The organism is Dictyobacter aurantiacus (assembly GCF_003967515.1).
Lineage (GTDB): Bacteria > Chloroflexota > Ktedonobacteria > Ktedonobacterales > Ktedonobacteraceae > Dictyobacter > Dictyobacter aurantiacus.
Window position 1 is genome coordinate 5,425,793 of sequence record NZ_BIFQ01000001.1, and the last position, 24,908, is coordinate 5,450,700.

General features: G+C 58.5%; 22 protein-coding genes. 15 read left to right on the forward strand and 7 right to left on the reverse strand.

Annotated elements, in window-relative coordinates:
• Positions 1-4: 4 nt before the first annotated feature.
• From KTT_RS21820 to KTT_RS36815, 7 genes are all read left to right on the forward strand, one after another.
• Positions 5-730 carry an N-acyl homoserine lactonase family protein gene (locus KTT_RS21820; RefSeq protein WP_235845798.1) on the forward strand — a complete coding sequence of 242 codons (726 nt, stop codon included), beginning with the start codon at positions 5-7 and terminating at the stop codon, positions 728-730.
• Between the two features lie 156 nt (positions 731-886).
• A complete protein-coding gene (locus KTT_RS21825; RefSeq protein ID WP_126598183.1) occupies positions 887-1,495 on the forward strand; it encodes an HAD family hydrolase in 609 nt (202 codons plus the stop codon).
• Between the two features lie 342 nt (positions 1,496-1,837).
• Entirely contained in the window at positions 1,838-2,515 is a 678-nt protein-coding gene (locus KTT_RS21830; RefSeq protein ID WP_160146033.1) for a glucosaminidase domain-containing protein, read from the forward strand.
• 144 nt (positions 2,516-2,659) lie between these two features.
• Positions 2,660-2,803, forward strand: coding sequence for a hypothetical protein (locus KTT_RS36230; protein ID WP_160146034.1), 144 nt, complete (start codon positions 2,660-2,662; stop codon positions 2,801-2,803).
• The gene (locus KTT_RS21835) at positions 2,781-3,137 is read left to right on the forward strand and encodes a hypothetical protein (RefSeq protein ID WP_126598187.1); all 357 of its coding nucleotides are present in this window, start codon (positions 2,781-2,783) and stop codon (positions 3,135-3,137) included. Before KTT_RS36230 ends, KTT_RS21835 begins: the two co-directional genes overlap by 23 nt.
• Before the next feature lie 433 nt (positions 3,138-3,570).
• Positions 3,571-4,326: a WD40 repeat domain-containing protein gene (locus KTT_RS21840; protein ID WP_126598189.1), complete on the forward strand. Its 756-nt coding sequence runs from the start codon at positions 3,571-3,573 to the stop codon at positions 4,324-4,326.
• Between the two features lie 58 nt (positions 4,327-4,384).
• Positions 4,385-5,092 (forward strand): PH domain-containing protein, encoded by a 708-nt coding sequence (locus KTT_RS36815; RefSeq protein WP_126598191.1) that lies wholly within the window; start codon positions 4,385-4,387, stop codon positions 5,090-5,092.
• 202 nt (positions 5,093-5,294) lie between these two features.
• Here the strand turns inward: KTT_RS36815 and KTT_RS21850 are convergent, their stop codons facing one another.
• Positions 5,295-8,489, reverse strand: coding sequence for a hypothetical protein (locus KTT_RS21850; RefSeq protein WP_126598193.1), 3,195 nt, complete (start codon positions 8,487-8,489; stop codon positions 5,295-5,297).
• A gap of 124 nt (positions 8,490-8,613) precedes the next feature.
• On the reverse strand, positions 8,614-9,288 hold the full coding sequence (locus KTT_RS21855) for a methyltransferase family protein (RefSeq protein WP_126599815.1): 675 nt from the start codon (positions 9,286-9,288) through the stop codon (positions 8,614-8,616).
• A 320-nt stretch (positions 9,289-9,608) separates the two neighbouring features.
• On the opposite strand from KTT_RS21855, the gene KTT_RS21860 reads away from it, so the two are divergent.
• Positions 9,609-10,616 (forward strand): acetyl-CoA carboxylase carboxyltransferase subunit alpha, encoded by a 1,008-nt coding sequence (locus KTT_RS21860; RefSeq protein WP_126598195.1) that lies wholly within the window; start codon positions 9,609-9,611, stop codon positions 10,614-10,616.
• Positions 10,617-10,691: 75 nt separating this feature from the next.
• Here the strand turns inward: KTT_RS21860 and KTT_RS37435 are convergent, their stop codons facing one another.
• The gene (locus tag KTT_RS37435) at positions 10,692-10,814 is read right to left on the reverse strand and encodes a hypothetical protein (RefSeq protein ID WP_268904513.1); all 123 of its coding nucleotides are present in this window, start codon (positions 10,812-10,814) and stop codon (positions 10,692-10,694) included.
• Positions 10,815-10,948: 134 nt separating this feature from the next.
• On the opposite strand from KTT_RS37435, the gene KTT_RS21865 reads away from it, so the two are divergent.
• Positions 10,949-11,467, forward strand: coding sequence for a GNAT family N-acetyltransferase (locus KTT_RS21865; RefSeq protein WP_126598197.1), 519 nt, complete (start codon positions 10,949-10,951; stop codon positions 11,465-11,467).
• Here the strand turns inward: KTT_RS21865 and KTT_RS21870 are convergent.
• Together KTT_RS21870 and KTT_RS21875 are read right to left on the reverse strand one after the other, a co-directional pair.
• Positions 11,445-13,334 (reverse strand): PAS domain-containing sensor histidine kinase, encoded by a 1,890-nt coding sequence (locus KTT_RS21870; protein WP_126598199.1) that lies wholly within the window; start codon positions 13,332-13,334, stop codon positions 11,445-11,447. The genes KTT_RS21865 and KTT_RS21870 overlap by 23 nt on opposite strands.
• 702 nt (positions 13,335-14,036) lie before the next feature.
• Positions 14,037-14,432: a response regulator gene (locus tag KTT_RS21875; protein ID WP_126598201.1), complete on the reverse strand. Its 396-nt coding sequence runs from the start codon at positions 14,430-14,432 to the stop codon at positions 14,037-14,039.
• A 318-nt stretch (positions 14,433-14,750) separates the two neighbouring features.
• On the opposite strand from KTT_RS21875, the gene KTT_RS21880 reads away from it, so the two are divergent.
• From KTT_RS21880 to KTT_RS21890, 3 genes are all read left to right on the forward strand, one after another.
• Entirely contained in the window at positions 14,751-15,317 is a 567-nt protein-coding gene (locus KTT_RS21880) for an RraA family protein (protein WP_235845799.1), read from the forward strand.
• A 442-nt stretch (positions 15,318-15,759) separates the two neighbouring features.
• Entirely contained in the window at positions 15,760-17,361 is a 1,602-nt protein-coding gene (locus KTT_RS21885; protein WP_160146036.1) for an IS4 family transposase, read from the forward strand.
• 13 nt (positions 17,362-17,374) lie between these two features.
• A complete protein-coding gene (locus KTT_RS21890; RefSeq protein WP_126598207.1) occupies positions 17,375-17,995 on the forward strand; it encodes an REP-associated tyrosine transposase in 621 nt (206 codons plus the stop codon).
• Positions 17,996-18,133: 138 nt separating this feature from the next.
• Here the strand turns inward: KTT_RS21890 and KTT_RS21895 are convergent, their stop codons facing one another.
• Positions 18,134-19,753, reverse strand: a complete 1,620-nt coding sequence (locus tag KTT_RS21895) for a hypothetical protein (RefSeq protein WP_126598209.1) — start codon at positions 19,751-19,753, stop codon at positions 18,134-18,136.
• Positions 19,754-20,031: 278 nt separating this feature from the next.
• Here KTT_RS21895 and KTT_RS21900 point away from each other — a divergent pair, with 278 nt between their 5' ends.
• From KTT_RS21900 to KTT_RS21910, 3 genes are all read left to right on the forward strand, one after another.
• Positions 20,032-20,832: a phosphotransferase gene (locus KTT_RS21900; RefSeq protein ID WP_126598211.1), complete on the forward strand. Its 801-nt coding sequence runs from the start codon at positions 20,032-20,034 to the stop codon at positions 20,830-20,832.
• A gap of 327 nt (positions 20,833-21,159) precedes the next feature.
• A complete protein-coding gene (locus KTT_RS21905; protein ID WP_126598213.1) occupies positions 21,160-21,786 on the forward strand; it encodes an RNA polymerase sigma factor in 627 nt (208 codons plus the stop codon).
• Positions 21,783-23,396 carry a cupin domain-containing protein gene (locus KTT_RS21910; protein WP_126598215.1) on the forward strand — a complete coding sequence of 538 codons (1,614 nt, stop codon included), beginning with the start codon at positions 21,783-21,785 and terminating at the stop codon, positions 23,394-23,396. Before KTT_RS21905 ends, KTT_RS21910 begins: the two co-directional genes overlap by 4 nt.
• On the opposite strand, the gene KTT_RS21915 is transcribed toward KTT_RS21910, so the two are convergent.
• Positions 23,374-24,678: a glycosyltransferase gene (locus tag KTT_RS21915; protein ID WP_126598217.1), complete on the reverse strand. Its 1,305-nt coding sequence runs from the start codon at positions 24,676-24,678 to the stop codon at positions 23,374-23,376. The genes KTT_RS21910 and KTT_RS21915 overlap by 23 nt on opposite strands.
• Between the last annotated feature and the right edge of the window lie 230 nt (positions 24,679-24,908).

Consider the following 24,908-nt stretch of genomic DNA (forward strand, 5'->3'; position numbering starts at 1 on the left):
TTGCTTGAATACCGTATCGAAGGCACCGGTTCGCCTCTATATGTTGCAACTGGCCCTTGGAACTGAGGGGACGCCGGTGCCGGGTTATTTGATTCAGACCGGCAACGGCAAAAACATCCTGATTGATACCGGCGTGCCCCTGGATGGATCCTTCAAGCCCAATAGCGGTGAAAGCCCGCAGATCTTTTCGGTGGTGGAGCAACTGGCGACCCTGGGCCTGACGCCAGCTGACATCGATATACTTATCTGTACCCATTTTGATCCCGATCATGCCGGTAACCACGATGCTTTCCCCACGGCGGAACTGGTGGTGCAGCGCGCGCATTATGAGTTCGCGCTGGCCAGTGACTCTCCACGCTTCAACCTGACGCGCGCGCACTGGAACCATCCATCTCTGCGCTACCGGATCGTTGATGGCGACACCCAGCTGCTGCCGGGTGTCGAGCTGATCGAGACCAGCGGACACGTGCCCGGCCACCAGGCCGTGCTGGTGCGTCTGCCTGAGACCGGCCCTGTACTGCTGGCCATCGACGCCGCCGCCATGGAGTCCGACCTCAATCCCGAGACGCGCGAATATGAAAATGGCGTGGACCTTGATCCCGCCCAGGCTCTGGCCAGCGCGCGCAAGCTCTTTCAACTGGTGCAGCGCGAAGGCGTCACGCTGACCGTCTTCGGCCACGACGAGAAACGCTGGCCCGAGCTTAAAAAGGCGCCCGAATACTACTCTTAACGCGTGGAATACTACGCGCCTGCGAGCCCGTAAAAGCCTTAACTACGGTGGTGTGTTTAAAAATCGCATATGCGATTTTTAAACACACCACCGTAGTTACAATAATTGGAGGCGTCAGCGCCTCCAGGCTCCCTCAGAGCGGAAAGGAAGGCAGCCATGCCCATCTCAGCCCTGATCTTCGATCTGTTTGATGTGCTGTTCTTGCATGGAGCGAGGGTGGAACGCCGTGCCTTTGAGCAGGAGCATGGCCTGCCCATGGATGCCCTGGAACGGACGATGCTTGATTCCCCTGTATTTCGTGATGCGATTGCTGGTCGCATTCCCGAGCCGGAGCTGTGGCGGGACGTCGCGGAGAGGCTGCGGATGGGACGTGATAGCTGGCAAGAGGTGGCGCAGGCCTTCTATGCCAGCATCGTCCTCAACGCCGAGCTCGTCGCCTGCATGCGTACACTGCGCCCCACCTACCGGATGGGCATCCTGACCAACGCCCCCTCCGATGTGCGCCCCCTCATCACCGGACGCTTCCAACTGGACCAGCTGGTGGACACCATCGTCATCTCCGCCGAAGAGAAGGTCCACAAGCCGCAGCCGCAGAGCTACCAGCTGGTCATGCAGAGGCTTGGCGTCACGCCAGAGCAGTGCCTCTTCATCGATGATGGCCTGCGCTATGTCACCGCCGCCCGTGAGCTCGGCATGCAGGCCATCCACTTTCAGAGCAGCCAGCAGACCATCACCGACATTCAGCACATCCTCGCCCAACCGTGATCCTCAACAACCTCGCCCTGCGTCCCGGCGGCAAAGTTGAGGTTCGTGTCCACAAACGATCAGGTTGAATCGTGTACCAGGAAAGATGTATAAGGATGTGTTCCTGGTATGATGGATCTAAAACCCTGTGACGCGTGGGCCGAGAAATTGGCGGCCGGCCATAACGCTACCCTGTCGAATCGCGAGCTGGCCGAACTGAAGACACATGTGGCGAGCTGCGAGGCCTGCGCCGCCGCCCAGGCGCGCTATGCGATCGAGGCACACCAGGCCCCGGATGTCGCGGTCAATGGCGCGCTGCCGGCCCCGGCTGCTCCAGGACCACCTCGGGTGGATCGCGGTCAGTTGCTGAGTCAGAAGGCCATGTGGGCCAGGCGCAAGGCGCGGCGCGTCCACCGCATCCTCGAAGTGGTCGCCTGTATTGGTGTTTTTGGATGCGTGTTGCTGGTAGCGCTGGCCCTGCTTTTTCCGTCCGCGTCCTCTCCCGTCACCCATCCAGGCGCGCAGCCGACGCGCATTCCTGGCGTGCCGGGAGCGATCCCCGCCGATGGCTTTACCGTCGTGGGCGATCCCACTATTAGCGCGCAGCAGATCAACGCCATTCTGGCCTACTACCACTCGCCGGCCGCCGGCAAGGGGCAGGTCATCTACGATCTCGGCGTTCGCTACCATATCGATCCGGTGGTGGCCCTGGCCTTCTTCCATCACGAGAGCAGCTTTGGCAGGGCCGGCGAGGCCAGCCATACGCACTCGCCGGGCAACCTGCGCTGCATCCCCGACCACCCCTGCGTCGATAAGCAGAGAGGCGGCTACGCCCAGTTCGCCAGCTGGGAAGACGGCTTCGACGCCTGGTACAAGTTGATCCACGACCTGTACGTGGGACAGTGGAAGCTCACCACCGTCAACCAGATCATCTCAAGATACGCCCCCGTTAAGAATCCGCGGGACGCCGCGCACCGCAACTACGTCACCTTCATCAACCGCGACATCGCCCTCTGGCGCAGCGGCAAGATCGCGCTTTAGGGGGGCAGGCACTCCAGGCTTACGTGTTTATGGTGTGGCGCGTGGAAATAGGGGAACTTTCTGGAGCTCATCCGCGTCTATGTAGAAGGGAATTCTTGCTAGCGCGATTTATAGCAGCTAAAACGAGAGCCTGGAGTATATGTCATGGGTGATAAGCTTCCCGCGAATTCACAGCGCAAAACCTCGGTTGTTCGCATCCGAGGCGTCTTCTTTATTGTGATCGTTGCCTGTGTGATGGTGGCCTCCGGTTGGGTGATCGCCGCACATGGCGCGCAGCGCCGCTGGTAAGCTGGTGCTGCTTGACAATAGCGGCCAGGCGTATGTCCTGCGCACCTTTGATCTACAGAGTGGAAAACTGCTGTCTCAAGATCCGGTCTCTCTCCCATTTGAGGAGGGACCTGGAGAGAGCGTGTTGAGCAATAGCCGCCTGTACGTCAAGACCGGCGCCCACCAGGGCGGTCAGTATGGTTCTGGCAGCAGCAACACTTCTAGAACTAGAACCTCTACGCCATTGACCTCGCAGGCGGCCAGACGGCGTGGCACTACCAGATCGGTAAGCTGCTCGAATACCAGGACCCCATCGCGCCTTCTGTGCTGGCTCCCTGGCTATGTGAGTATATGAGTTGCCTTGAACTACCAGTGTTCGCCCCAATTGTTGATTTTCGCGGTCGCCGCTCTTTAGTGCGAGTAGTAACGACAACGCGATTCGGTACCCGACCAGGACTGTGTGCTTTGCTATGACCTTCATGTCAGCAATGTTGCTCAACATAGCAAAACCTCCTTTGGACTATGAGCCATACATAGCAGGCTCTCTCAGCTATAATCATAAACGGCAGAGCTCATATATTCATCTCGATCAATTCCCGCGCCATCCCAATCCCGACACCCCATGTGTATCCATGCATTAAGCAATGAGAAACCGTAGATTCCGCCCTTACTGAATACTAGAGAAAAGAAAATAGCACATTTTAGCCCATGAATTTGACGAAAAACCGAGCCAATCATCTATAATACAGTCAGCCAAACTGGCAATTCAAGCAATGAGGTCATCTCGTATGGAGCATACGCAAATTTGTCCCATGTGCGGCACGGCCAACCCACTCTCTCGCCCACGCTGCCAGGAGTGCGAGCTACTCTTTTATCCAGAGCCGCAGCCCTGGGAGAACCTGAAACTACAAGAACTGCCCACGCTCGCTCAATCGGAACAGACCGAGCACAGCCAGCAGCGTTTTCTGGCGCAACCACAGGTCAAGCCAGTGGGCACCACCACGCGGCGCAAATTTCTCGCGGGCCTCCTGGGTAGCGCCACCATCCTGGCCCTTGGTAGCCCCGTATTGGCTCAGCTCTTCCAGAACACGCAACTCGCCTTTCATATCAGAGATTTTCCGTATGATCGCTATCAGAGTCTTTTGGGTATAAGCTTCTCACAGGATTTGAATTTTATGGCTATGTCCAGCTTCAAAGATGATGGTTTGCTCTATCTCTGGGATTATCAGCAGCAACGCATGACCACCTTACCAGCCAACCCGTTTACCGGTTGGATCGCCTGGTCACCCGACAATAAATATCTGCTTTGCCAGCAGAAGCGCGCGGATAAGACGACAGAGCTGGATGTATGGGATGTCCAGGCACGCAAGAGATTACATAGCCTGGTTGGGAACGATTACACCCTTAGTGGCTGCTACTATTTCGGCAATGGCAAAATAGTAAACTGGTCTCCTGATGGTTCGCAGATTGCCCTGCTCCTTGTAAGCGCAATTGTGGTTATAGACGCATTTTTTGCTCCTGGGTACCCTACCCTTTCTTTTTGAGTATAAACACTATCGCAAAGAACGGCAGGCAAGAGCTGCATTACGGCGCGAAGCACTCATGCTGCATGAAGCTGGTCACGTTTTGGCACAGGGCCAGCCTTCGCTGTTTCAGAAGTTACCACTGCCGATGCAGATCGCATGCCGACGGAAACGATCCTTTACGATCCGGATAGTGCTGGAGATATGTTTGCTGGCTGTGAGCCTGGTTACGAATTATACCATTGTCCTCGCTGATTCCTCGCAACCCCTTGTATACGCTGTGGCGCCACATCTTCTGGCAATGGCGATCATAGGCCTGGGTGTGGGAATGTGGATGGAAATGAGGCTGTACATTGCTGGATACTATCTGCTTCCTTCGCTCACGATCGACGACGAGTCCATTACTGCGCGCTATGGACGCGGCACCATCACCATTGCGTGGAGCGACATACGCTACTTTGCCCTGGTGGACAGTACAACCTTTTGCCGTCTCCCCACCTCTGATAATCCTCCCACCTTTCGCCAACTGCTCACATCTGGCGGAACCTTGTCACATCTACCTGTACCTGCACACGAGGCTTTTGAGATCTCTGATGGTGAAAACATGATCTGCTGGCTGAAAGCGGCGCCATTTCGTCATCATCGCCTGTTCCGCTTTGGTGAGGTTGCGCTGTCCGGCCGGGACTATGCTGCCTTTACCCAGCAACTGGCCGCACTTCTCATGGAAAAGACAAACCTTCCCGTCTACGATCTGCGTTTAGCAACGCAGAAATCAAGGAGAAAATAGCGTTCTGCCAATTGCTGCGCCATCCCAATCTGCTCTTTTTGGTCTTCTTCCAGGTGGAACGTATTGTTTTTTCGGGCGGCATGAATTGCACGCAATTAAATTGTTCACAATTTAATTGCGTGCGTCTTATAGGCGCGTCAAATATAATTACACCTCCTCTGCGCCGCTGCCCGGTCGGCCATAGGTGTGGGTGCATGATCGGTTAGACGGGGAAGGTGAACTGGGCGGCGGCGGCGACAAGGGGTGAGCTGTCGCGCTGGTAGCCGCGCAGGCGTTGGATGTGCGCGTCGCTCCAGCCGCGGGCCTGGCGGGTCTGGGCGAGCAGGGCGGTGAGCGCCAGCCTGCGCAGGCGTTCGTCGGGCTGATCTGCCAGGGCCGCCTCCAGTTCGGCCAGATTGGCGTTGGGTCTGCGGTTGAGTTGATCGATCTGGCCTGCGGCGCTGGTGAGGGCGTCGGCGTGCAGCTGTGGTCCCAGTTGGATGATGCCCTGGATCACCTCTGGCCAGGGGAGCCCCTGGAACAGGATGGAGAGTTGCCAGCTCAGGGTCAGCGGGTCCTCGGCCAGCACGGATAGGATGCTGCGGGTGGCTGGCAGCAGGTGTTTGCGACCGAAGTAGAGATTGCTGGCAAAGGCATCCAGGGTGCTCTGCAGGGCCTGGCGATTGGGGAGCAGCTGGCGCACCGTGTCGCCGATCAGGGAGGCGTCGTTGCCGGTGTAGATGGCGAAGACGGCGCGGGCGGCCGTCCTGCGCTCGTCTGGCAGCTCCGATTGCATCAACTGGAGCAGGCGTGCGTGCAGGGCGTGCTCGGGATCGCGGAACGGGTGGGCCGCGCAGCGGTTTAGGGTGGCGATGCGCACCTCTGGCTCGGGGTGGACCAGCAGGATGGTGAAGAGGTTGGTGAGCCGGTGCTGCGCCTTGAGTGATAGGCCATCGACCGGCACGCTGACCACGCCGAGGGCGGGTCCGCTGTCGGTCGAGCTGGCCGCCTGCGTCAGTACATCCCAGGTCTCGTCGCGCTCAAGGTAGGGCCATAGCGCGCGCAGCAGCGCCACCCGCACGTCGCGGTGCAGGTCACGCCGCGTCAGGCTCAACAGCTCCTGGTAGGACTCCTCGGTGGCGAGGTCGCCGATCAGGCGCACCACCTCTTTGGCCACGGTGACCTGTTTGAACGGCATGGAGCGCAGCAGGTCGAGCGCCTCGTGGGCGGGCATGGCGAGCAGGACGCGGCGCAGGGCATAGATCGCCACGCGGGCGCGGTCATCGTTCATGGCCTCAAACAGGACCGGCACGCCCTGTCCCGCGTCCATCCAGCTCAGGGCGCGCAGGGTCGTGTCGCGTACCGGCTGGCGCTCATCGCTGGCGAATTGCAGCACGAGCTGGGGATCAATGGCGGGCATGGCGACGAGGCGCTGGATGGCGCTCTGCAGGGTCGAGGTCTGCTGAACATTGTCGCGCGTCAGGGCCAGCAGCGTGTGGGCGAAGATCTCCTGCTGCTCTGGGAGCCAGCGATAGAAGCCATCGTGCAGGTTCAGCACGATATGCGTCTGCCCGCTGGTGAACCTGCCCGCGAAGGTGCGTTGTCCCAGGTAGGGTGTCAACAGGTCCTGGCGATGGCGGTGCAAGGATTGATAGACCGCCGAGATAATGATATAGCTCTCGTCGCGCGCCAGCAGGCCAGGGATCAGCGCCAGCAGCAGCCTGGGCTGGTGTTCGTGTAGCAGCGCGGCACAGGAGCTGGCCACGTTCAGGCTGTGCGTCTGCTCCAGCAGGGTCGCCAGGATCTGTGCCAGCTCCTCGAAGACGCGCAGGCGGCGTCCGAAGATCAGGCCCAGCGTCAGCAGGTGGTGTTCCCGCTCGCGCTCCTGCCAGGCTTGCAGCAGCGGCAGCAGCGCCGATGAGATGTGAGGGATCTCCCGATCGGAGAGGATGCGGTCGAGCTGGTAGCTGTTGACCAGCCCACGCTCGCGGTAGACGATGGCCAGCTGCGCGGCGCACCACTCGGGATAGTATGGCAGCAGGCGGATCAGCAGCCGCCCGATGGCCTGCGCTGTGGGTTCCGACAGATCGGCGGCATCCAGGGCATCGCGGATGATCTGTGCCAGTTCGGGAAGGTGTTCCTCGCGCCAGCGTCCGTAGGGCAGCGCGGCCAGCGCCAGCATCATCTCGCGTCTGACCGGGTCCTGCTCGTTGCGGCGCTGGCGCACCAGCTGCAAGGCATTGGGGATGTACGCCTCCTGGTAGCGCGTCGCCTCGATCAGCGCCTGCAGCGCCACCGAGCGCATCTCGGCCTCTTTAGAGTGCAGCGCGCTATCCACCACCAGCAGCGTCTCATCCCAGGGTAGCAGGGCGGCGTAGCGTAGGCGTACCATGGGACGCGTCGCCAGCGCCGGCAGCTCCAGATGTCGGCGTGCCTCCTGCACGCGTTGCTCGGTCGGCAGGGCCGCCACCAGCTGCAGGTCGATCACCCCTTCGTCGTTGCGCCAGCCGCGTCCGAAGGCGTTGTAGAGGGCCAGCCGCTGCTCCGGCGTGAATTTCTCGAACGTATATGAGCTGATCGAGACCAGGCGGCGCTCCACCAGCGCCAGCAGGGTCTCCAACTTCAGCTTATGCGCCACCGCGTTGAAGTTGGCCGAGGAGACCGCCTCGTCGGACGCCAGCGCCAGCTTCGCCATCTCCTGCGGCCGCTTGCGTACCAGGGATGAGATGTACAGACGGCCCAGCGGCGTATGCTTGATGGTGGTACGTACCAATTCCAGCGCCAGGTCCGGCGCGACGCTGGTCAGCGTCGGTAGCGTTGTATTGATCAGATGGAGCAGGGGGAGATCCCGGCTCGTCGTGCGGGCGCTCTGCTGCTGCAGATAGGCGAAGGCCAGCTCGGGATGCATGCGGATCAGGCGCTGCCAGTGCATCTGATCAAGGCGTTCCAGGGCCTGTGCGAGGTGACGCCGCACCACTTCTGGGGAAGCAAAGGACAGCAAGCGTCGCAGATGGGTATCCTGGCGCGCCGCCAGCGCCTCCACATAGGCATCTACCGCCGCGTGGCGCCCGCGCGCCAGCAGGCGGGCGATCAGCGCCATCTTCAGGTCCATGCCGATGAGCTCCAGCAGCTCCAGGATCTGCGCGTCGTCGCACAGCAACGGTACCAGCCCCGTCGCCACCGAGCGCACGCCGCGTGAGCGATCGAACATGGCCTGCCGCACCCGTTCCGCGTCGCGGCTGCCGTGGCACGACTGTACCGCCAGCACGCGCTGATAGACATCGCCCCGCCCCAGATCCTCGATCGTCTCCCGCACGCTCTCATCGCTGGCCGCCAGCCGGCCTACTTCAACCATGTGGCGCATGCGTCCCGCGTACGTCATCGCCGCGCATTCCCGTAACAATTGCTCAGACGTCATCTTTGCTCATCTCCCTGCTTCTTGTCGCGTTTATATATGTAGTATTGTCTATTTTGCTTATACTAATGGAGATGCGCGAAGATGTCAATCAATGATCGCCTGTGCCTGCACACAAGCTCCGCCGTCACCACACGTAGGGCAGCAGGCGATAGTGGACCCTGTGCGTGTAGTCGCTGTAGCCAGTGAGCTCCTGCATGAGCAGCTGCTCCTCGTCGTGGATGCGGAAGGCGAGCACAATTACGCCGGGGACGAGGACGAGCAGGCCCCACCACGAGCCGAGCGCCAGCGGGATGCCAACCATCAAGATCAGCACGAATGAATACATCGGGTGGCGCACGACGCCGTAGAAGCCGGTCGAGATGACCTGCTGGCCCGTCTCCACCGTGACGTTGGCGGCCGCGTACTCGTTCTGGATCACCACCACCATCGAGAGCACCAGCCCGATCGCCACCAGGGCATCCCCGACGATGGAGATGGCATCTGGCACCGGCGACCAGCCGAAGCGATAATCGAAGGCACTAAAGACCATTACCCCCGGCAGCGACAGAAAGGCGATGGTGATGATAATCTTCTGCACCATTCGGCTCTCCGCTCCTGGACCCGCGTGCATGCGCCGCCTCAGCGCCGCTGGATTCTTCAGCGCCAGGTAGAGGGCGGGAATATTTGTCGAGAGGGCGAAGACGACGATAAACACCCACGCCCGCCAATAATTGAACGTCCATGCCGGCAAAAAGAGCAGCAACCCGAAGGCCAGCAATCCGATCACCACCGTTGCCGCCGTCTGTAGAGCAAGCTTCATGATCTCATCTCTCATTTCTCGCCAGCGCATCCTCCGCGCGGCGCCTGGTGCCAGGTCCATGACGCGACCCGTTAACCTTCCACAAATTAATAAAAAGATGGTCTGTTTATTATTATAATCCGTGCATGGAACCTGTCAAGGTTATGTCATCGCTTCCCGATTTTCTCTTCACGTACGAGGGCATTGATGTGCGGGAAGGGAAAATCGGCTGCAAGGGCCGAACGTACGGGGGCGTGATTGCTTGAATCTCGGGGATTTTCTCTGCTATACTTCCCTGTAACGAGTACCACTTTGATTGAAGAAGAAGGATCTGATAAGTTATGGCTTATACCCTGGATTTTGAGAGACCGCTGGCGGACATCGATCGGCAGATTCAGGCGCTGCAGAAGAAGGGCGAGCGCCTCAAGCCGGAGGAGGTGCAGCAGCTTGAGCGGTTGAAGCAGCGGTTGCAGCGGACGACCGAGGAGATCTACAAGCATCTGACTCCGTGGCAGACGGTGCAGGTGGCGCGCCATCCCGGCCGGCCACATGCCATTGATTATGTGAAGCTGATGTGTGAGGAGTTCTTTGAGCTGCGCGGTGATCGCGCGTTTGGCGAGAACGCCTCGATCTTTGGTGGGCCGGCGCGGCTGGATGGGCAGACGGTGATGTTTCTCTGCCAGGAGAAGGGACGCGAGATGAAAGAGCGGCGCGACCGTAACGCTGGCCAGCCGCATCCCGAGGGCTTTCGCAAGGCGCATCGCCTGATGGAGCAGGCCGAGAAGTTTAACATGCCCTTGATCTGCCTGGTCGATACACCGGGGGCGTCGATCGCGCTGGATGATGAGGAGCGTGGCCAGTCCCAGGCTATCGCCGCCAACCTGTACCTGATGGCGCGGCTGCGCGTGCCCATCGTCGCCGTAGTGATCGGGGAAGGTGGGAGCGGCGGCGCCCTCGCCCTCAGCATTGGTGACCGCATCCTGATGCTCGAAAACAGCTACTACTCGGTGGCCTCGCCCGAGTCGGCCGCCACCATCCTGCTGCGCGACGCCAAGCACGCCGCCACCATGGCCGAGGCCATGCAGGTCAGCGCCCGCCAGCTCAAGAACCTGGGCATCATCGACGAACTGGTGCCTGAGCCTCTCGGCGGCGCCCATCAGAACTACCAGGCGGCCGCCGATCTCGTCAAAGAGGCCCTGCTCACCAACCTTGAGGAACTGAGCAAGCTCAGTCCCGAACAGCTCGCCGAGCAGCGCTACCAGAAGTACCGCGCCATCGGACCCGTCGGCACCCTCACCCCCGCCCCCGCGCCCACCGCGTTGCCGTCGTCGTCGTCGTCGTCGTCGTAGGTGCCGGGCTTGCCCCGGCTTTCGGCCCTGCCCCGGCTTTCGGCCCTGCCCCGGCTTCGGCCCCCTGCGCGATCATCAGGGGTGGTGGGCCGCGCCCGATGGTATGCGGGTGCGCAGGTGCTGGGGCAGGTTGAGGACGGCGATGCCTGGTCGGAAGAGCAGGGACGTTTTCGTGTTGCGTTGTCCTTTGTCGACCATTTGACGATACCGCTGTTAAGAACAGGAGTTCTTTGTTTTTCGGGTTGGTTGTGTTAAAATGGATCAGGTTTGTTGCATGACAAGAAAAGAAGATAGTTATCGCGCGTGGGCGCATGAAAGCGAGGAGTGGCCCGATGGAGCGAGCACCAGCGAACGCGAAGAGCTATGATCTGCGGCTGCGGGAGGTGGTGGAGGATGACCTGCCCATTTTCTTTGAGTATCAGTTAGATGAGGAGGCCAACTACATGGCGGCCTTCACATCCAAAGATCCCAGCGATCGAGAGGCGTTTATGAGGCACTGGCACCGCATCCTGGGCGACGAGGACACCATCAACCGCACCATCCTGGTCGATGGGCAGGTGGCGGGCAGCGTCGCGCTCTACCGCGATGAGGAGATGGATGGGCCCGAGGTCACCTACTGGATCGGCCGCCTCTACTGGGGTAGGGGCGTCGCCACCGGAGCGCTGGCGCTCTTTCTCTCACAGGTCGTCAAGACGCGGCCGCTGTACGCCCGCGCCGCCAAAGATAACATCGGCTCACTGCGTGTGCTTGAGAAATGCGGCTTCCAGCGCGTCGGCGAGGGCAAAGGCTTCGCCAACGCCCGTGGCGCCGAAACCGAAGAATATGTGCTCAAATTGCCGGAGGAGGGGTGACGCTGGGGAGGGAGATCGTGAAGGTTGATCCCTCTTTTGATATGCTTGCGACGCGGATCGTGCCACCATGCTGCCTGACGATGTTATCGACGATGTAGAGTCCGATGCCGAGGCCGGAGATGCTATTGTTCTGGGTGGTGGTGACGCGATAGAAGCGTTCAAAGATGCGACGGACATGCTCGTGAGAGATCCCATCGCCGTGATTGCGGATCTCGATGAGGGCGTTTGCCTCCTCGGTTGAGAGCTGGATCTCAACGCGATCGGCCTGTGGGGAGTATTTGACCGCGTTGCTCAGCAGGTTTACCAGCACCTGTTCTAGCCGCTGCCGATCTCCCATAATCTGCCGGTTGGTGCTGCCACTGACGAGAATGCGATGCGTGGGGGTGATCTCCTGGAAATTTTCCGCCACCTCGTAGACAAAGGGATCGATGGCCAGTAGCTCGTTGTGGGCGTCGAGGTGTCCCGTCTGGATCTTTGCGACATCGAGCAGCTCTGTAATCAGCCGCTCCAGTCGATTGATCTGCCCCTCTATCTTTGCCAGCGGGTCCTGCACCTCGGGGAGATTCTTCTTGCGGGCTGTGCGTCGTAAGAGCTGCGCCTGTGCCTTGAGCGAGGTCAGGGGCGTGCGCAGTTCATGGCTGGCCATACCGATAAACTCGTCCTTGCGTTGCTCCACGGCTTTCTGCTCGGTAATGTCGGCGAAGATGACCACCGCGCTGACGATCTCTCCCTGCTCGTCGCGCACGGGGGCTGAGCTCACCTGTATTAGCCCACGCGTCCCATCACCACGCTGATACACAATTTCTTCAGCGGATACGACCTCTCCTGTACGCAGGGAGCGCGCCATTGGCCACTCCTCTGCCTGGTATGGTCGTCCATCGGTATGAAATCCCTGGTATTTCTCATAGTCTTTAATGCTGGCTGAGGCGAGAAAGGGATGGCGCAAGAGCTGTTCCATCTGTTTATTGCCCATGAGCAGTTGCCCTGTGGGGGCTTCGGCAATGATGACGCCCGAAGGCATTTGATCCAGAACCGCCCGCAGATGTGCCCATTCGAGCTGTATCTCTTCCAGCAGGCGCAGGTTTTCCAGATCGATGCGTCTGAGGTCGGTAATGTCGCGGTTGGCCGCGACCAGTCCCAGCACCACCCCGTTGTGATCCTTCACCGTAGAGACCGAGGCCAGGATCAGGCGCTGACTGCCATCCCGGTGCTGCTGCAGCACTTCGCCTTCCCAGTGATCTCTGGTTGTCATCTCATGTAAAAAGGTTTCCCTGCTACTGGTTTGAAAGGAGCCCGTCAGTATCTCAAGCGCGCTTTTCCCGATAACCTCATCCGCCTTCCAGCCATACAAGCGTTCGGCGGCTGGATTCCAGCCGCGAATGATATAGTGCATATCGGTCACAATCAGGGCATCGGACATACTGGAGGTGATCTGCGCCTGAAAGAGGAGCTCCTTCTCTATCTGCTTCTGGGCTGTTGTCTCCTGGTAAGAGATCACCAGGCCGCCAGGGGCCGGAGAGACGCGCGTCAGATACCAGCGATTGTTATGAGGATATAGTGCTTCAAAGACCAGGGAGATCTGCTGCTCCATGGACTGGTGCAGCTTGTGGTCAAAGATGGTGTCGACCGCCTCCGGATACATCTCCCAGTGATTCTTACCCAGTAGTTCATTCCGCTGTTTGCCTGTCATCTCCTCAATGCGGCGATTGACATAGAGGTAGCGCCACTCTCGATCCAGTACACTCAATCCATCGCTCATATGCTCCAGAATAGCCATGAAATGCGGTCCTTGCACCTTCAACATTTCTTGCAGGGAAGAGATGTTCTGCGAGGAATCCTCATCAGAGCGCGCGCGCGTGTCGTCCATCGTGACTCCTTATTGCCAAATAGTCTCCTTATCTAAGACGTTCATCCCTTCCATTTGGTGTACAGCGCCATACTTCCCTGCCGTGCCCTCCGCTTGACGCCAAAAAAACCGCAGACGCCGAGGGCACCTTTCTATTGAATATATTATGCTTCGATGATGGATACGCGCGGGCAATGCTGTCGATATTGCTGATGTACAAAAATTGAGCAAGATGTATAATCTTGCTGAGCATATTATGGGGCTTAGAGCGTGTCAGACTCTCATGATGATAGCCTGCGGCCTGCATGAGGTTTTGCCCCTGCGGTGCTCAAGAGTCCTTTGGTTGTTGGTGCATCAGGGGCGCAGATGCGCCCCTGATGCACCAACAACCAGAACCGGAGCGGCCGCGTAGCGGACGCCTGTGCGGGGACGCGTACATGCCCTCAACATGACCTTAGAATGTGTCTTATACTCATGATCATCGCTTGCGGTACTCCTGAGCTTTCGCACCTCTGGTGCTCACGAGTCCGTTGTGTATTGGTGCAGCAGGGGCGCATCCGCACACCCGATGCACCAACACACAAAACAGGTGCGGCCGCGTAGCGGACGCCCGTGCGGGGGCGAGCAAGAGTCCTCAACATGACGGAAGTCAAATACACTCTTAAAGGAGAAGGTGCGATGCCTGATTATAGGAGACCACGCATTTGTTGATGTTGTTACCTGTCATGGTCCATAAGAGGCGAGACGTGGTGTGATGGTCTGGTGGACCGTCAGGGCCAGCTCATCGATATCAAAGGGTTTGTACACGACCGGGATATGTTTGCGTTCCACGTAGTCTTCCAGGTTGTCCACCACCTGCAGGTCTGTGGAACATAAAATAAGTGGAATCGAGGCCGTCGCACGGCAATTTTCCATACTCTGCATGAACTGCCAGATCTCCTGCTGTTTCCCGAAGCGGTAATCCAGAATAACGAGGTTGGGATGGGGTGGATCGAGATCGCGCACGTTTGTAGGGACGCTTTCGGCGAGGGAGACCTCGTATCCCTCGGCTTCGAGGATATCGCGGAACAGATCCAGGATATCCCTCGAGTCGTCAATGACAAGAATGTGCTGCATCATCGCTCTCCTTGCCGGCTACAATTCTCAGGCGCCGTCTTTGAGCATGTTATGTGTGTCTGACTACAGAGAGGAAAAATAGATCAGGGCGCGTATATTGATCGGGATCAAAATACCTGTACTAATGAGACGCTTTTTCACGTGGAAGTTTAAAGAAATAAATAGAATTTCTACCTCTACCGTATAGTACGAGAAGTCAGAGCAAAAGTAACGCGCCACCATATATCTGTAGGTGCCTGGCTTGCCTGGCGCATACAATGATGTGGAATATATAATGAACAGGTAATTCATGAAAGGCAGGCCCAAAGATTGATGGAAAAGATGCCCGAGTGGCTTAACGCGACGCTCGCCTCGGACGCCAGCGAAGGCGAAGGCGTCCTCCCCCTTGATATCCTCCCTCTGCAACCGGACTCGCTGGTGGTGGGTTCCGCTTATGTAGCTCTGATGAGTCAGGATGATAACCTGTCTGTGCGCGAGGTGCTGGCGCACCTCCCCGCGCCGGGAACGGTCCTGGTGGTAGCCGGGGCCAGCACATCCCGGACCGCGACGATTGGCGGCCTGATGGCGCTGGAGATGCAGAACGGTGGCATCGCCGGACTGGTCACCGATGGGCTGGTACGCGATTCCCGCGAGATTCGTGAGATGGGCTTCGCGGTCTGGTGCCGTGGCGTCACCCCCACGGCACCCAGGAAAAATGGGCCCGCCATCGTTGGTGGCACGGTCTCAATTGGCGGCAAGGTTATTCGCGACGGCGACCTGGTCATCGCCGACGATGACGGCGTAGTTATCTGGCCGCAGGAGCGCATCCCGGAACTGCTCGCGAAGGCCGAAGCGCGCCTCAAGCAGGACAACGAGCGCCTGGCGCGCCTGCGCCGGCAGAAGCCATAAATCATCGCTGGTTTTGTTTATTTGTGAATTGATACGTTGTCCGGCAATGCCCCCCAAATGGAACGTTCCCCCCAAATGGAATGTACCCCCAAATGGCATGTAATCGTAGGGACGACCTTCAACGGTCGTCCGGGCCGCGAGCGCCAGCGATTGCGGCCCCTGTACCCGTACGATATCGCTTCCCGTGGTATACACGTTGGGAAACGCGGATCCCATACACGAACGTTCCACCCACGAACCAAAAAGCGAACGTTCCTTATGGGGTACCACACGGGGCGAGATGTTTTCCATGGGAAGCCGAACCGGCCGGGTACGGGGTCGACCGTTGAAGGTCAATGCCATTTAAATAAGGAGAATCGAGCTTAAAGAGATGGAAAAGCGAGTCTGTTTCTGGTACAGTGTTCTTAACAATATCCTGAACGCTCTCCAGAAAGGACTCGCCATGATTGCTAGCATACTGCATTCTTCTTCTGTTGACAAGAACCCCGCTCGTGATGCGGTGCCCCAGCACGATCAGCGTGCCAGCACCGAGACCCTCTCCAGCCAGCTCTCCTTTTCGGTGCTCGAAAGCATCTATCCACGGACCCTCGTCGCCCGCATCCTCACCCAGACGCGGCGTTGGGAACAGCGCGAACGCAAGCTGTCGCAATTGGTGATGGTCTATGTCCTCATTACCTGGATGCTGCTGCCCTTACTTACCCCACGTCGGGCGCTTGGGCGCCTGGTCAATGCTGCCCGCCTGCTGGGGACCTACGACGGTCCCGCGCTTCCCACCGCTGCTGCCCTGGTGTATCGGCGCAGGAAACTGGGGGTGATGCCCCTGCGCCGCGTGTTTGAGCAGGTCTGTCTGCCGCTGGCCACCCCACAAACCCCAGGCGCTTTTCGCTTTGGCCGCCGCCTGGTCAGCATCGATGGCACCTCCTTTAATGTGGCCGATACCCCTGCCAATGCCCGCGCCTTTGGCTATCAAGGTGAGAACAAACAGGCAAAGAAGACGACCACCTCAAAGCCATCTGAGCGCCTCCCTCAGAGTCCGTTTCCCAAGCTGCGCGCGCTGCTGCTGGTGGAGGACGGGACACACGCGATCATCGGGGCTCGCTTTGCCCCGGTGCGCGTGAGTGAACCGGCGCTGCTGCCGGGCGTGCTCAGCCAACTCACTCCCGGCATGTTGCTCACCCTGGATGCTGGCTTGCGTTCGGCCAGAACCTTTGAGCAGATCCGCGCCCAAGGCGCCGATGTGATTGGACGCATCGCCTCGGGAGATTTCATGCGGCCCTGGCAGGTCTTGGCCGATGGCAGTTCTCTGGTGCGATTGAAGGCCAAAGACGACGGATTGCAGCAGGATCTGCTCATTCGCATTATTGAATATCGGCTGCAGGATGACATCGCCATCCCCATTGCCCAGCAACGCCGCTCACGTAGTACCTCGGGCACCCGCGCTCCCAAACAGCCCGAGCTCTACCGCATCTGTACGACCCTGCTCGATCCGCGCGAGGCGCCAGCCCGAGAGGTCGCCGGCAGTTATCATGAACGCTGGGAAGAAGAGGTGGTCATTGATGAAGGCAAGACCCATCAATTGGTGGTTCCGATGCTGGGGAGTAAGAGTCCGTTGCTGGTGATCCAGCAGGCCTACGCCCTGCTCTTAGGGCATGACCTGTTGCGGGTCTGGATGCATCGATCAGCGCAGCAGGAGGCGGGGCTGGATACGGATCGGCTCAGCTTTACGGAAACGATCGAGGTGGTCAACGTGGCACTGACGCTGGGAACGGTGCTCGATCTGCCGCAGGCAACCGGGTGGCAAGAGCGCCTGAGGGAGATGGTGCGTCAAAGGGATCTGCGGCTTTCCGAGCGGCGGGTGCGCAGTTATCCGCGCGTGGTGAAGCAGAGCCACAACCGGTTTGAACGCAAGCGAGAGACCGACGTGGGATTTCGGGCACCTCAGGCCCAGGCATCATGGGAGCAGTATCTCATGATCATGGCGAAAGTCACAGACCTCGTGGACTCTTACACCACCATCGAAACTGATCCCATTCTCCTTATTTAAATGGCATTGACCGTTGAAGGTCGACCATACATGGCGTTTGATGTTGGGGGCATTGCATTTCGGGGGATTTGCTTTTCCGCTTTTTGGTGATGACATGGTATTTAAATGGTGGAAGCGTCATTATGTGTTACGTAGAAAGGGGAAATGTGTGGGCTCCTTACAGAAAAAGCGGCGCAAGCGTATGCGCCTGAAGTCGTATAATTACAAGCAACCAGGATCTTACGCGATTACCATTTGCACCAAACAGCGTAAAAACCTTTTCACCCTCCCGGCATTGCGATCCATTCTCTATAAGGAGTGGGCGCAGTTGCCGCAGCATTATCCTGGTACTGTGGCCGGGACGTTTGTGGTGATGCATGATCACTTGCATGGCATCCTGACTCTTAAAGATGGTTTCATGCATGAATACAGCGTCTCCCGGATCATAGGAGGCTATAAGTCGCTTGTTGCCAATGCATGGCTTTATTACCTGAATGAAACCGGTCATAAATATCCCGGCAAAATCTGGCAGTCGAGTTTTTATGACCATATCATTCGCGATGACGTAGATTTTAAGAATCAGGCGGCCTATATTCGCAATAATCCCGCGGCCTATAAGGCCAGGAAGCGTGTGCGCAAGCATAAACCTGTGTGAAATGAAAGAAGGAAGAGAGGCTGTGCCTCGATGACGGTGCACAGCCTCCTTTTATCGCAGAAGAACGCTTATGATAGGAACTTTAAAGGATCCAGCATAGGCTGGAAGTCGTTTTTCGTATCAGTAGCGTTGGTGCGTTTATTGTGGCGCGGCCGGTGGCAGGAGATGGTTATAGGTGCCGAGGTTGAGATTCCAGATATCGACCAGGCGCGACCAGCTGAAGAGGTCCCCGCTGGTCACATTGTGAAGATGGGTATAGTACTCGGCGAGGTTCCTGTCTGTGATATGATTCCTGCCGGTCTGCAGCGTCTTGATATAGTCATAGGGGATCTCGCGTTTAAAGTGCCCGATCCTCCAGTGCTGCTGTATGGCCGGGAGCCGCGCCAGCAGCGGATCGCCCAGTCCAACCATATCGAGCACATGCACTTTGGGTCCAGCGGTGTAGCCGTAGAGGCCGACGGCCATTTCTACATGGATTCTGTCCGGTAGGGTATGGACATTGGCGTATGTCGATGGAGGATTCGAGAGGTCATTGGTACGCGTGTAGTTCAGGAGCCCGGTGCGATCAACGTACCAGAGCCGTTCGTCGGCGACCCCACGGGTATCGATCAGATCGGCCTGGACGGTGTCCACGTTGACGGCGTAGATGCGCGAGTTGGTCACCAGGACCCCGATCAGCAGCAGGGTGGCGATCGCCACGCTCACGAAGACGGTGTTCTCCGGCAGGTTACGCATGAGCAGAATGATGGCGATCAGCAGGGGCGGCGTCAGGAAGCGCCCGGCCATAAAGTCGCCGCCGACCCTGACCGTATAGAACAGGTAGAGCAGCATCCCGAGCAGCAGTGGCAGGCTCTTCCAGTCTCGCCGGGCGAGCATGAATAGGATGCCGGCCGCGATTACCAGGAACAGCACCGGATCAAAGGTGAAGGAGCTGACCAGGTAGCCAACACCTTGCGCGAATAGTTCATTGGCCGGCACGCCCGTATTGAGCTTGGCGTAGGCGGTGTTGGGGAACAGGAAGCCATAGTAGAAGAGGGAGAACACTTCCCAGAGCAGGAACGGGATGAATGAGAGGGCCATCGTCCACAGCGTACGCCAGGAGCGGCGCTGCCAGAAGGCCCAGGCCAGCGTGGGAACAAAGAGCAGCACCGTATCCATGCGGTTAAGGATCATGGCGCAGCCCAGCAGTGAGATCCAGAGCACGTAGCGTTCTTTGTGCTGATAGCGGAAGTAGAGCAGAGCGAACACGACGATCAGCAGATGGGTCATGGGATTTTCCAGCCCGCTGGTCGAGAAATCGACGAAGGCCTTGGAGGCGGTCATGGCGGCCAGAGCGACCAGGGCCATCTTCAGTGAGGGGGCCAGGCGAAAGATCAGCAGCAGCACGGCAGCCACGCTGACGACCAGTGAAAGGAGCAGGGCCGAGAAATACACGTTGCGCTCAAGCAGATTAGCGCCGGCCAGCATGAAGAACCAGAGCGGATGCGTATAGGTCTGGACGCGTTCGTCGATGTTCCAGGTCAGGCCATAGCCGTGGAGCCAGTTATCAACGGTGCGCAGTGAGATGTAGGCATCGTCACTGAGCCAGGCGTCCTTGACCACGATAAACAGAAAGAGCAGGAAGGCGCCGACCAGGCTCCCGGTCGCGTAATTGAGTGGCCTCTGGTTTTTAAATAATACCTTGTCGCTATTTGATACCTTGCTGTCCGCAGATTCTCCACTGCTATTGTGTAGGACTTCTGCGATTGTCGTATCCAATGCATTCTCCTCATAATGTATGGGTGGATAGAAAAGTAAATAGGATATGCAAATGTTCGTTTGGGTTTACAAGCCCCCGCCTTCTGACGTGTATTTGGCACGGTATTGCATTTTTATCGCCTTTTTTAATCTTTTGTGGCGGCAATATATAAGAGCTATTGCAGATTCATTCTTATATTGGTACGCATAAAACAATTAGTCAATATCAGATAGCCTTTTTGGTGTATCTTATCTTAAGTATGCCTTTTTTCTTGTTCAAATGATGGGAGGAGCGAGTTATGATGTACGAGTCTGAAATTCCTCTGGCGGGCGGCAATGTGTCGGATGGTGTGGTGCGCGTTGGTCAGACGACGCGGCGCTCGCAGGGATCCTGGAGTCCGGCGGTGCAGGCTCTGTTGCGGCACCTGGAGGCACGCGGATTTACGGGTGCGCCGCGCTTTCTGGGTGTTGATGAGCGGGGGCGCGAGATCCTGTCCTATATCGAGGGGGAGATGGGACACTATCCGCTACGCGATGCCTGGTGGTCGCAGGAGACAATGGTTGAGGTGGCGCGCTTTGTGCGCCGCTATCATGACGCGGTGAGCGACTTTGTGCCGCCGCCCGACGCGCGCTGGAAGCAGGCATTTCCCGACGCGGCCACTCACGAGATCATCTGCCACAACGATATTGCTCCCTACAACATGGTCTATCTCCACGATCGTCCCCATGCCCTGATCGACTTTGACGAGGCCGGTCCAGGGCCGCGCACCTGGGACCTGGCCTACGCCGCCTACTGCTTTGTCCCCCTGGTGCATAGCGCTGATGCTGATCTGCAACGGCTGGGCCTGACCGATCCGGCGCGACAGGGACGGCGCCTGCGCCTCTTCTGCGCCAGCTACGGTATCGACGTACTTCCAGTGCTGGAGATGGTCGAGCCGCGCCTGCAACGCATGCACGACACCATCATCGAGCGCGCCGCCGACACCCCCGCCTTCCAGAAAATGATCGAGGAGGGTCACCTCGACTTCTACCGTTCCGAACTGGAGACCTATCGCCGCATCCGCCCCGTTTTGGAGCGAGCCGCTCTGACCGACGATTGATCTACCAGCTCTCATTCTTGTTGTGTGTCCGCTTTTGCCCTTTCCGATGGTTATCATGGATAGAACTATGCTCTTTACAGATGCATTTTATTTTTGAAAACGTGTCTGACTCCCAGGATTATGGCTTGCGGCCTGCATGGGTTTTCGCACTTGCGGTGCAACCCATTGTGTATTGGTGCAATAGGGGCGCATTCGCGCCCCTATTGCACCAATACACAAAAATCGCCGCGTCCGCGGATGCCCGTGCGGGGGCGCTCATGTGCCCCTATGCGATGAGCGGCAGACACGCTCTGAAAAGGATGGCAGTATAGAAATGGACATATATAGATGCCATTGAATGCTGATGAGTTAGCTTTGGTACGGCGAACGCTGGATGGGGACCAGGATGCCTTTGGCGCGCTCATCCTGATCTACGAGCGTCCGCTGTTGACCTATATCTATTCGATGCTCCGTGATTGGGAGGGCGCGCACGACGTGGCGCAGGAGACCTTTATCGCTGCCTATTACGCCCTGCCGCGCTGGAAGCCGCCTGAGGACCGTTCAACGAAGAAGGGATCACGCGCCACAGCTGCGGGCGATGAATGGGGCAACGCCAATCTCCATCCCCTCGCTCCCTGGCTCTATCGTATCGCTACCAACAAGGCGTTGAATTCCCTTAAGAAGCGAGCTCATCAGCAGGCTTCGCTGTCACAGATCTCTGCGGGTTCCGAGACTGATGATGATACCCCTGAAGAGCACTACCTGGTGAGGGAATTGTTGCGAGAAGCACTGGGCAGTCTGTCGGAGGAGGATGCCATGTGTATTGTCTTGCGCTTCGCCTTTGACGAGCGCTACAGCGAGATCGCCCTGAAGTTTCACGCCAGCGAAGAAGCCATTCGCAAGAGAATCGCCCGTGGACTGGTCGCCTTGCGTTCCAGCTATGCCAGAATGACCGAGAGGAGAGCGTTGTTATGAACCACGATGACGACCGAGTAGATTCATCGCTACCGGCCTCCGACGAACACCAGACCGTGACGGCGCTGCTCGATGCCCATGCGACCGCTGAACTTACGGAAGCTGAACGGACGCTGGTAGAGCGTCATCTGACCTTATGCCAGCAGTGCCAGCAGGCGCTCAACACGATCACCCACCTGCATAGCCTGCTCAGGATGCCTGCGGGAGAGAGCGAGGTGGCGACATTGAATAAATATGCTGATGGCATGCCGGAGTACAGGCGGGGAATCTCCGCTCTGGCCGATAGCGTGCTTGACCGATTGGCTCAAGGGGACCAGACGGAGGCAGCCTCTCCCATCCCTCTGACAAGTGGGCAGCTACGCCCGGATCATTCTGAGATAGCGCGGCGGGTGAGAAGGGACCGCAAGCGCTGGGCGGGAATGTTGGCGCTCGTCGCGGCGGCTCTCTGTGTCGGGGTGCTGGGTATTTGGTGCTTGTCCATCATCAGTCAATCTATCTCATCGAATATCGTTCCCACTACAATTTCGCGACCGGCTCCAGTGTACTGGGGCCCTCGTCAAGATCAGATGGTGGCGCGACATGGACAGGATGTGTTCGCGCTGAAGTACATGTCGGATGTGAATGAGCTCAACTGGGCTTTCATCTATGCGTTCCGTACCCCTCAGCCCGGCACAGAACCGCAGGTGAAGGTCACTTCGAGCCTGCCAAAGCAGCCGGCGAAAACCATCACCATTGCTGCTAGCATGCGGACGCTGGGCAGGGTGGGGGATTTTACAATGGGGGTTATGTATGTAAGGTTCCCCAATCGGGTTGGGCAGTCAATCACGCTGCAGGGGCAGTTCCCCGACCAGGCTACTCCCTGGCGTCTGACGATCATGGACCAGCTAACGGCGGTGCCAGCGTCATACGACCAGTCTGATGGAACGCTCAGGTCTAGAGGTTGGTCTGCGATAGATGCGAAATCCTTTCCAGAGATTAGCCAGGTCTATCCAACGTTGAATTCTTATCCTCAGGATAAGAATGCCCCGGCCGATGATCAGCTATTGGATTTTTTGGGTTTTACGCTGTCGTCGCATCCAAAGGCTGCCACGCCTCTCTATGTGCGCGTGGATTATGTTGGCAAGCCTGCATCGCTGCAGGTAACGACAATCTCATACGCGGAATACCTGCGGCTGGCGGGTCCGCAGCCGACGCCTACGCCGAGGCCAACGGCGGCTCCCGGCAGTACCGTTCATGTGTCCGTGGACAAGACGAGCTATGGCAGGACCGATACGATCAAGGTGACTATCCGCAGTGATTTTCCTTACGAGCTCTCTTTGGGCGTGCCCAGAACGAGCTGTGGCATGCAGGTCCAGCTAGAGATGCAGGTCAATGGCGTCTGGACCCCGGTCGGGCACTGTACGCTGCCCCATCCTGCAACGCTGCTGACGGCTCATGGAACTGCCTATGAGGTACTGCGTCCCCAGAATGCCTTTGGCTGGCAGCAGAGTGCTACCAGCTGGCAGCCGGGAACCTATCGTATCACCACGAACTACAGCGATGTGCCCCGGCCTCAATACGGCGCGGGCTTTCAGGAGGTGGTTTCGCCTACCTTCGTTGTTCATGGATGAGTGGTGGCATGAGGTGTTGTTGGAGGGCGCGGATGGCCTGGTCGTTGCCGCGTTCCTGGCGCAGCTGGTTGCCGAGGGCGCGGGCGCGCTGTCGCAGGTCGGGATCGGCCTGGGTGCTCTGGATGGCGTGGGCCAGACGCCGGGCGGTGAGCCAGCGGCGGCTCATCGGTGGAAGTCCGGCGCCGGCGCTGGCGACGAGGTTGCCCCAGAAGCGTTGATCGGAGATGTGGTAGACGGTGAGCGAGGGGACGCCGGCGCGCAGGCTGGCGGCGGACGTGCCGGCGCCTCCATGGTGGACGACCAGGCTCATGCGTGGGAAGAGCCAGTCGTGGGGGGCTCCGTTGGTGACGTAGATATCAGGGGTGAGGCGCTGCTCGCCCAGCGTCTCGCGGTTGGCCAGGATAATGCCGCGCTGTTCCGCCCGTTGTAGAGCCTTGATCGACAGCTCCAGCGTCCTGGCCGGTCGCTGGCTACTCATGCTGCCGAAGCCGATGTAGACCGGTGGAGGTCCCGCCTGCAGGAACTCGACCAGTTCCGCATCCGGTTGCCAGCCGGGGGCCGCCTCCAGCGTCCAGAAGCCCGTAACCTGTATCTTCTCTGACCAGTCCTGTGGTCTGGGCAGCAGCAGCGGGCTGTAGCCCAGCAGGATCAGGTCAACGTGCTCGGGCAGCGTGGCATAGAGCGATTCTTTGGGCAGCGGCGGCAATTGGTAGAGCCGCTGGCGACCGCTGTTGACGGCTGGACTGAACAGGTACCAGAAGAATCTGCCCGCCGCCAGGTGCGACTGCTCGTTGAATGTTTTTCTGATGTGTTCGGGCCAGCGTGGGAGCCAGGGCGAGGTCGGCTCGGCGAACTCGCGGGTCGGCAGCAGCGAGGGTTGCAGGAAGGTTGCCACTATGCGCCGCTGTAGCTTCTCGGCCACCGAATAGGCGATCAAGAAGCTCATGTAGCTGGAGAAGATCACGTCGGCGTCCTGGCACGCCTCCAGGCTGCGCTGCATATAGAGATCCATGCGTGGGGTGAGATACTGGCGCAGGCGATAGGCGAACAGGAAGGCGTTGGACTGCGCGTTCAGCAGTCGCGTCCCTTCGTCGCCTTCAAACAGCTCGCGCGCCTCATCGTCGATGGGGTAGAAATTGAGGCCATAACTGTCGATCAACTTCTCAAAGGCGGTGTGGGTCGCCAGGCGTACCTGGTGACCTGCCCTGAGCAGTTCCTGGCTCAGCGCCATATATGGTTGAACATCTCCCCGCGAACCGATCGCTATAATTGTTATATGCATGTATACCTACTTTAGAATTATAAATAAATAAGGGAGCTTGAGCGCCCGCGCACTCGCGGCCGCATTGTTTTTGTGTGTTGGTGCAGCAGGGGCGCTTTCGCGCCCCTGCTGCACCAACACACCATGGACTTGTGAGCCTCGGAGGTGCGAAAGCTCAGGCGTGCTGCAAGCGATGATCATGAGAATCTGACACGCTCTCAAAAAAGGCTGGTTATTTAAGAATATGGAGA